Here is a 1,794-nt window from a genome sequence, read left to right on the forward strand (position 1 = left end):
GCACCATTATTTGGTGCACTTGCTTAATTAGCAAGACACAAACAGAATAGTTCCTCCTTAGCTCAGTTGGTAGAGCGACGGACTGTTAATCCGCAGGTCGCTGGTTCGAGCCCAGCAGGAGGAGCCAAATTAAGAAAGCCGCATCACTTGATGCGGTTTTTTTGTATCTGAACATACTCCCTCCTCTACCGTATTTTCATTCCTTTTCAGCATCTCAACATATAATACTAATCGCAGTAAATAACTGGTCATTCTAGCTTGTTAAAATACTCGATAACTGCGTTACAAAAATTGGTTGTAGAATAACTATTTACCGAAATATTCTGCTTTGTTTTCAAGCACTTTTCCTACACTATTTCAGATCACTTACTTACTGTGATTGGTATAAAACTCGTTTCTTTAACGGCACCTGCATAGGACTAAATGAAGTCATGCTATCTTTCAGGTAACGGCGTAATGACAACTCCAGCTTTGCCTGGTCATCGAAGGAGCCAATCTTGCGAGCCTCTTCATCGCTATTCGTAGATATTGAACGTATTAAAGGGTAAGCCTAATGGCGTGCGCAAAGCCGTTCTGGACGTAGCTCAACGCAATATCCAAACCAGAATACAGAGGAAGTCAACGGCCGTATCTATGACGCACAACAAAAGATAGGAACGTCACTAGAGTCGATCACAGCAATTAGGCCCCTGATAGTTGCGACTGCGACAGAGCAGGAATAAGTTAGCAATGACATTGCACACCGAATTAACCTGACTGAAGAAAGTGAATTCCCACTGAATTCAGCAATAGCAGATCCACCATCGAGCGCACAAAAAAGGGATTATCTGACAAACAAAATTGAAGGCCAGGTTAATAGGTTCTCCGCAAAGCGCTAGTTTAAAGTCAATTGTTTTATATAAAGCACATTTTTAAATGTGCTTTTTTGTTTTTGTTGCATTTTTTTGGCAATCAAACACATTAATCTCCCTCCAGAAAAGCCTACGATAAGGAGGATTACTATTAAAAATGCATAAAAACAGCCCACTCCGAGCACAATTTCATCAAACGATATTTTATTTGAATTTTATTGTTGACCTAAGAACCGAAAAACCGTTTAATACACCTCGTCGCCCGGATAGCTCAGTCGGTAGAGCAGAGGATTGAAAATCCTCGTGTCGGTGGTTCGATTCCGCCTCCGGGCACCACAATTTATTAATTGTTGGTGCTTAGCACGAACAATAGTTAAAGAATAAAGAATGCCGACTTAGCTCAGTAGGTAGAGCAACTGACTTGTAATCAGTAGGTCACCAGTTCGATTCCGGTAGTCGGCACCATTTATTTTTAAAAGACAATTCCTCCTTAGCTCAGTTGGTAGAGCGACGGACTGTTAATCCGCAGGTCGCTGGTTCGAGCCCAGCAGGAGGAGCCACTTTCAATTAGCAAGACAATTTCTTGTTAATGAAAATGTGCCGACTTAGCTCAGTAGGTAGAGCAACTGACTTGTAATCAGTAGGTCACCAGTTCGATTCCGGTAGTCGGCACCATTTATTTTTAAAAGATAATTCCTCCTTAGCTCAGTTGGTAGAGCGACGGACTGTTAATCCGCAGGTCGCTGGTTCGAGCCCAGCAGGAGGAGCCACTTTTAAAAAAGCCGCATCACTTGATGCGGCTTTTTTGCATTTAAATGTACCGTCCTAAATAAGGTTGACACTTTCCAACCCAAAAAATTGGAGAGTGTTATGAAATCAACCACTAAAAGAACTCAGCGCGATTACTCCCTCGCTTTTAAACTCACCGTAGTTGATGAGGTTG

General features: G+C 42.0%; 6 tRNA genes. All 6 read left to right on the forward strand.

Annotation, left to right across the window (positions count from 1 at the left end):
- The first annotated feature begins 51 nt into the window (after nucleotides 1–51).
- Nucleotides 52–127: transfer RNA gene (locus tag WJM94_RS24400), tRNA-Asn, on the forward strand.
- 984 nt (nucleotides 128–1,111) lie between these two features.
- Nucleotides 1,112–1,187, forward strand: a tRNA-Phe gene (locus WJM94_RS24405).
- A 53-nt stretch (nucleotides 1,188–1,240) separates the two neighbouring features.
- A tRNA-Thr gene (locus tag WJM94_RS24410) sits at nucleotides 1,241–1,316 on the forward strand.
- A 19-nt stretch (nucleotides 1,317–1,335) separates the two neighbouring features.
- Nucleotides 1,336–1,411: transfer RNA gene (locus tag WJM94_RS24415), tRNA-Asn, on the forward strand.
- A gap of 39 nt (nucleotides 1,412–1,450) precedes the next feature.
- Nucleotides 1,451–1,526: transfer RNA gene (locus WJM94_RS24420), tRNA-Thr, on the forward strand.
- A gap of 19 nt (nucleotides 1,527–1,545) precedes the next feature.
- Nucleotides 1,546–1,621: transfer RNA gene (locus WJM94_RS24425), tRNA-Asn, on the forward strand.
- The last annotated feature ends 173 nt before the right edge of the window (nucleotides 1,622–1,794 follow it).

This window comes from Vibrio sp. YIC-376 (assembly GCF_052353105.1).
Classification (GTDB): Bacteria; Pseudomonadota; Gammaproteobacteria; order Enterobacterales; family Vibrionaceae; genus Vibrio.